The sequence below is a fragment of the Escherichia sp. TW14182 genome (assembly GCF_000208525.1).
Lineage (GTDB): Bacteria > Pseudomonadota > Gammaproteobacteria > Enterobacterales > Enterobacteriaceae > Escherichia > Escherichia ruysiae.
In genome coordinates, this window is sequence record NZ_AEJZ01000273.1 from 1 (window position 1) to 5,855 (window position 5,855).

A 5,855-nucleotide genomic window follows, 5' to 3' on the forward strand; every position below is an offset into this window, starting at 1 on the left:
TCAGAAGAAGACGCACATGCGCGTCTTGCCCGTTCTCCACTGTACCGGCAGGCCCGGGAGCAGGTCAGTCCGGAGGGTAAGCCACTGGATACGGCCATGCAGCAGGCCCGGGACAGTGTGATGCCGGTGACCGAAAAAGCAGTACGTCAGGCCATAACGCTGGCACAGGGCAGCAGTGTGGTCTTTTCCCGTCAGGACGTGGTACTGGAGGCACTGAAAGCGCATCCATCAGTGACACCATACGGTATTCACCACACATTTGCTGAACTGGTTCAGCGCGGGGAAATCCTGTCCGTGCCGGGTGACGGGAGTGCCAGTCGTTATGTGCCGGCTGAAACCTGGCTGCAGGAAAAAGCCATCCTTCGCACAATGGCAGAAGGAAAGAACACGCAACGCCCGCTGATGGAAACAGTGGACCGGTCTCTCCTGACTGGTCTGACGTCAGGCCAGCAGGCAGCCAGCCGGCTGATTCTTGAAAACACGGACCGTTTTGTGGCCATTCAGGGCTATGCCGGTGTGGGGAAAACCACACAGTTTCGCAGTGTCCTGGCGGCGCTGGAAACCCTGCCTGAAGCTGACAGACCGGTTGTGGTGGGGCTGGCGCCCACGCACCGGGCCGTCAGTGAAATGCAGGGTGTGGGGGTGAAAGCGCAGACTATCGCTTCTTTTCTGATGGATACGGAGCGACGTCAGCAGAGTGGTGAACAGCTTAACTTCTCAAAAACGCTGTTTCTTATCGATGAAAGCTCCATGGTGGGCAACCGGGATATGGCTGACACGCTGGCCCACATTGCCGCCGCAGGTGGGCGTGCGGTTCTGTCCGGTGACAGTCTGCAGTTACAGCCGGTGGCCAGTGGTGCGCCCTTTACCCTGATGCAGCAGCGCAGCGCCATCGATGTGGCGGTGATGAAAGACATTGTGCGTCAGTCACCGGAACTGCGACCAGCGGTGTATGCACTGCTGGAAGGGCGTACCGGCGAGGCGCTGGACACGATACGCCGCGTTTCACCGGAACAGGTGCCCCGGGATAATGGCGCATATGTACCGGCATCATCGGTGACTGAAATTCGCCAGACCCGAGAACAGAGAGAAACGCAGGGAGACAGGGGGATATCCGCCATTGTGGATGATTACACCGGACGTACTGCAGAGGCCCGGCGTCAGACGCTGATTGTCACCCAGACGAACGCCGATGCAATGGCCATCAATGCCGGCATTCATGACCGTCTGCATGAGACAGGAAAAACCGGAGAGCATGAACTTCCGGTAACAGTGCTGGTCAGGGAGAAAACGCAGACGGAAGCCCTGAAATCCGTTGCAGGACTGGCACAGCATAATGGCGGTGTGGCGCTGATAAATCAGCAGTATTACACCATTCACAACCCTGATGCAGCAAACGGTGTGGTGATGCTGCGTGATGCAGAAGGCCGGGACCATCTGCTCTCCGCTTTTGAAAGTAGTCTGCGGGATATTGCGGTATTTTCCCGGCGTGAAATCCGGCTGTCGAAAGGTGACCTGGTGCGCTTCACCCGCCAGGACCGGGAGCAGGGACGGGATACCCAGACGCTGTGGGAGGTTTCCGGGATAGCTGATAACGGTGATATCACGCTGAAGAACGGTGAAAATACCCGGCTGGTTCAGCCGGGGCGTGAGATGTCGGATATGCATCTGGATTATGGCTATGCCGGTACGGCACACCGGGCACAGGGGGCCAGTGAAGCCTTTGTGATAGCCCTGGCCGGGGCAACTGACGCACGCCAGCGGCTTGCCTCCCTCAGTGATGCGTATGTGGCGCTCTCGAGGATGAAGCAGCATGTGCAGGTGTATACCGATGATACCGGAAAATGGCTGGCATCCGTGGCGGCCAGTGAAAGCCGGAAGACAGCGCATGATGTGCTGGACGTTCAACAGGATGTTCGTGCCACAACGGCTCAGAATCTGTGGGACAGCGCCCGGGCGCTTAATCAGAATGCGCTGGGGCGGGCGTTGCTGCGGGAAACCGGGTTACCGGACCACAGTGAAGCCCGCTTCATCAGTGGCAGCCGCAAATATCCGGCACCGCATGTGGCCTGGCCGGCTTACGACCGGAACGGCAGGCAACAGGGTATCTGGTTGCAGGAAATCCGTGTGGATGAAGAAGGGCGAATGCAGGGACTGGATGAGCAGGGAAGATGGCTGGGGCGAGATGATGCCGGCGTTGTGGTTCTGCAGCAGAGCCACAATGGCGTGACGCTGACGGCATCAGCCCCGGCCTCTGCACTGGCGCTGGCCCGACAGCACCCTGAGAGTGGTGTTGTGCTGCAACAGGATGTCGTGCCACTTCCCGACTGGCTGCTTCAGAAGTTAACGCAGGGGCAGGCAGAAATGACACCTGAAACCATGAAAACAGCACAGGCTGTACAGAATACCGACGCAGAACTGCTCAGTCTGCAGACGCCGGAGGAGCGGGCACGCCAGGAGGCAGAAAAAGCGGTCAGGGAAACCCTGCAGCAGGATGAGACGCGGAACATACTGCCGGCAGATAATGAGGCCATGCAGGCTGCAGAAAATGCGGTGGCAGAACAGGAAATCAGGGCAGCCGGACAGACAGCAGCCCGTGAAGAGAAAGAAAACGCACAATTACTTCAGCATGAAGTGGCTGCCCTGAAACGCATAAACGCACAGGAGCAGTTGCGGCAGATGGAGAAAGAACTGGTGATTGACAGAGAGAAGACGCTCTGATGGAGAAAAAAGAACATTATCGTGAACTCCGGATGTATGGCGATGAACGGATTGCAGAGCCGTTGCGATACAGGGATAAGGTGAAGGGAAGGCGCAAAACGGAAAGCCGGTTTATGGCCGGAATGCTGACGGGGGCATTACTGATGCTGGTCACGTTGTTTGTTGCGCCCTGGCTGGTCATCGAAACACTGGCCGGATGTCTCAGTCAGGTGCTGGAGTGAAACCATAATGACGGCATGTGTTCAGCGAAAAGATACCGGGGGAACGGTGCGTTTCCCGTGGCAACTGGCGCCATTACAGCGCGATATTATCAAAATCGTGGCATTTCTGGCGATGACAGGTGACCACATTGCCACAGCATTTCATGTGGGGACTCCCTGGCTTAACCTGACCGGGCGGTGCGCATTCCCGCTTTTCGCACTGATGGCGGGCTGTAACCTGGCGGGGAGGCAGATACGACAGGCTGCCGTAAATCGCCTGTGGCTGATGGCAGTGCTGGCGCAACCGGTATTCTGGCTGGCATTTCGGGGGACAGGAAATCAGTGGTGGGAGCTGAACATTCTGTTTTGTTTTGCCGTGGTGATGCAGGCGGTCTGTTTCTGGCAACGCCCTGATGCCATAAAAGGTGCCATAACCGGAACCATGCTGGCACTGTATCTGCCGTTCAGTACTGCCAGTTATGGCTGGCAGGGACTGGTGATGCTGCTGGCAGCTGTATCCGTCTGGCAGGTGCCGGAGCAGTACCAGGGGCGGTTATTTTTACTGTGGCTGTGCTCTGTTGTGTGGCTGAACAGTGCAAACGGTGCCGTCCCCGTGCTGGCCGGTATGGGCATGACACTGCTGGTATTGTGTCTTGTGCATGAGTATGTACCTGCATCATCAAAGCGCCTGCAGATAAGCCGGTGGTTTGCAGAAGGTTATGCCCTGCATCTGCTGATTATTGCCGTCATTGTTTACGGGCTGCAGACTTAACATACCGTGATGAAATATGGCATAAAAGCGCCGAAGCAACGCCAGCGGCAGAATATAACGACAGGTATTCGCAAATGACAGAGCAGAAACGACCGGTACTGACACTGAAGCGGAAAACAGAGGGAACAACACCTGTCCGCAGCCGGAAAACTATCATCAATGTCACCACGCCACCAAAATGGAAGGTGAAAAAGCAGAAACTGGCCGAGAAGGCGGCCGGGGAAGCAGAGCTGGCGGCAAAAAAAGCGCAGGCCAGACAGGCGCTGTCCATTTATCTGAACCTGCCCACGCTGGATGAGGCCGTGAACACCCTGAAGCCCTGGTGGCCGGGATTATTTGACGGTGACACCCCCCGGCTTCTGGCCTGCGGTATCCGGGACGTGTTACTGGAAGACGTGGCGCAACGGAATATCCCGCTCTCGCATAAAAAACTGCGCAGGGCGCTGAAGGCCATCACCCGTTCAGAAAGCTATCTGTGTGCCATGAAAGCCGGTGCCTGCCGGTATGACACGGAAGGGTATGTGACGGAGCATATTTCTCAGGAGGAGGAAGCGTATGCGGCAGCGCGTCTGGCAAAAATTCGTCGCCAGAACCGGAGAAAAGCCGAACTTCAGGCCGTGCTGGATAAACAGTAAAAAAGCCTCCCTCAGAAGCAAGGGAGGCAAACAATAATGCTCAAAAGGAAACAACTTCCTACCCGAAGGAAGCCAGTCCACTGAATTATTTAACACAGAAATACTGACAGGGCAAAGAGGAGGGCGGATACAAATGAACGGATTCAGAAGCCATTCACGGGACGCTCAGGTCTGGCGTTACCAGCGCACCGGAAACCGTGCCGTCAGTCTGGAACTCAGGGGATTCTGGAAGGAGGCCGCTGAAGCATGGCTCCAGGCTGCCCGTGTGGCGCCCCGTACAGACTGGCAGCAGTTTGCCCGACAGAGAGCTGAACGCTGCCAGCGGCGGGGATAATGAAAAAACGGCAAAAAAAAGACCTCCCCTGAGCAAGGGAGGCCAAAAATCATTCATGACGTATCACTGGCATTGAATGAATGCTCTGTACATCAACCCTGTGAAGCTACCACCGGTTAATGCCGGGAGGTTGCGGGAAAGAAAGATAACACACAGTAATTACATGGTTAATACCCGTGGGGATGTTTTTGCGACAGGAAAGCGTCAGGTGAATAAAAAAAGACCGCCATGTGACGGTCAACGTTGTCCTGTCAGGGACAAATGCATTCAGTAAGGAGAGCAAAATAATAACATCACGTTGCCCGGTTGTTAATATCAGGCGATGTTAAGTGTTATTTATGACTCTTTTATCTGGTTGTGAAGTCTGTTAATCAGGAAGAGAAAATGGCGACCGGAAAATCAGAGAAGCAACAGGTGATTGCCTTTATCGATTACGAGAACTGCAGTAATCTGACAGAAATTTCCTTAAATATATATACGGAGTTAATTATATTCGCGGGCGCGAAACAGAATAATGTGGCACTGCCAGTAAACGCTTTCCCTGAAGCAGTAAAAGTCACACTCCGGCATGTCAGCGAAGTCTCCAGGAACAATGTTGATTTTCATCTGGTGCTGGAGCTGGGGCAGTGTGTATGCCATTACGGGCCGGAGAAGGAATACCATATTGTTTCCGCTGACAAGGGATATGACGGTATTGTCCGGACACTGCAGGCGCGCGGGATTTGCTGCCGTCGCGTCTCCCCGGATAAGGCGTCATCAGTAAAGATGGCTGCACCCGACATGGATATCGTTATCCGGTGGGCAAACAAAATTCAACAGGCAGCGCGGGAGGTTCGTAATATGCCGGTAACAGAAGAGACATTTAATAATTATTTAAAATCACAGATGCGCGGTGAATGGCGTGATGCCCTGACCAGAGGTATCCGGGATGAACTGGTCCGTCGCGGGGTAATGAAAATTCAGGGGAATAAAATCATCTGGTAAGACTGCCAGAAGAAAATAAAATGATATTTATTTTATTTATAAAAACAGAAAGGTCGAAAATCAATAATGGCATTTATTTCCATGACAAGACAGAAAGCGCCGTACAGATATGCAAGCAAAACCCGGTTATCGATAAGGCGAACAGACTCAGGCTCTGCCGGGTGTTATGTGACGGTTGCCGTTCGGGGGAAGCAGGAATTTATTATTGC

Annotated in this window: 7 protein-coding genes; all 7 read left to right on the top strand. The window is 54.5% G+C overall.

Translation table 11 applies throughout. The features are described from left to right. A partial coding sequence (locus tag EQY_RS0119770; RefSeq protein ID WP_000309938.1) for a conjugative transfer relaxase/helicase TraI domain-containing protein occupies positions 1–2,721 on the top strand: 2,721 nt, incomplete at its 5' end. Beyond that, the gene (locus EQY_RS0119775; RefSeq protein ID WP_000412081.1) at positions 2,721–2,942 is read left to right on the top strand and encodes a hypothetical protein; all 222 of its coding nucleotides are present in this window, start codon (positions 2,721–2,723) and stop codon (positions 2,940–2,942) included. The genes EQY_RS0119770 and EQY_RS0119775, both read left to right, overlap by 1 nt. Positions 2,943–2,949: 7 nt before the next feature. Then, positions 2,950–3,693: a type-F conjugative transfer system pilin acetylase TraX gene (gene traX, locus EQY_RS0119780; RefSeq protein ID WP_000123040.1), complete on the top strand. Its 744-nt coding sequence runs from the start codon at positions 2,950–2,952 to the stop codon at positions 3,691–3,693. Positions 3,694–3,767: 74 nt separating this feature from the next. Then, positions 3,768–4,328 carry a fertility inhibition protein FinO gene (locus EQY_RS0119785; protein WP_000139374.1) on the top strand — a complete coding sequence of 187 codons (561 nt, stop codon included), beginning with the start codon at positions 3,768–3,770 and terminating at the stop codon, positions 4,326–4,328. A 133-nt stretch (positions 4,329–4,461) separates the two neighbouring features. Then, a complete protein-coding gene (locus EQY_RS0119790) occupies positions 4,462–4,662 on the top strand; it encodes an ANR family transcriptional regulator (RefSeq protein ID WP_001013083.1) in 201 nt (66 codons plus the stop codon). Positions 4,663–5,046: 384 nt separating this feature from the next. Continuing rightward, entirely contained in the window at positions 5,047–5,646 is a 600-nt protein-coding gene (locus EQY_RS0119795; RefSeq protein ID WP_000190528.1) for a PIN domain-containing protein, read from the top strand. A 20-nt stretch (positions 5,647–5,666) separates the two neighbouring features. Beyond that, positions 5,667–5,855: hypothetical protein (locus EQY_RS26910; protein WP_000576251.1), on the top strand; the 189-nt coding region annotated here is incomplete at its 3' end.

Excerpts from the sequence above, each read along its gene's own strand:
- EQY_RS0119795 (WP_000190528.1), top strand. The coding sequence starts at position 5,047 with ATGGCGACCGGAAAATCAGAGAAGCAACAGGTGATTGCCTTTATCGAT.
- EQY_RS0119775 (WP_000412081.1), top strand. The coding sequence starts at position 2,721 with ATGGAGAAAAAAGAACATTATCGTGAACTCCGGATGTATGGCGATGAA.
- EQY_RS0119790 (WP_001013083.1), top strand. The coding sequence starts at position 4,462 with ATGAACGGATTCAGAAGCCATTCACGGGACGCTCAGGTCTGGCGTTAC.
- traX (WP_000123040.1), top strand. The coding sequence starts at position 2,950 with ATGACGGCATGTGTTCAGCGAAAAGATACCGGGGGAACGGTGCGTTTC.
- EQY_RS0119785 (WP_000139374.1), top strand. The coding sequence starts at position 3,768 with ATGACAGAGCAGAAACGACCGGTACTGACACTGAAGCGGAAAACAGAG.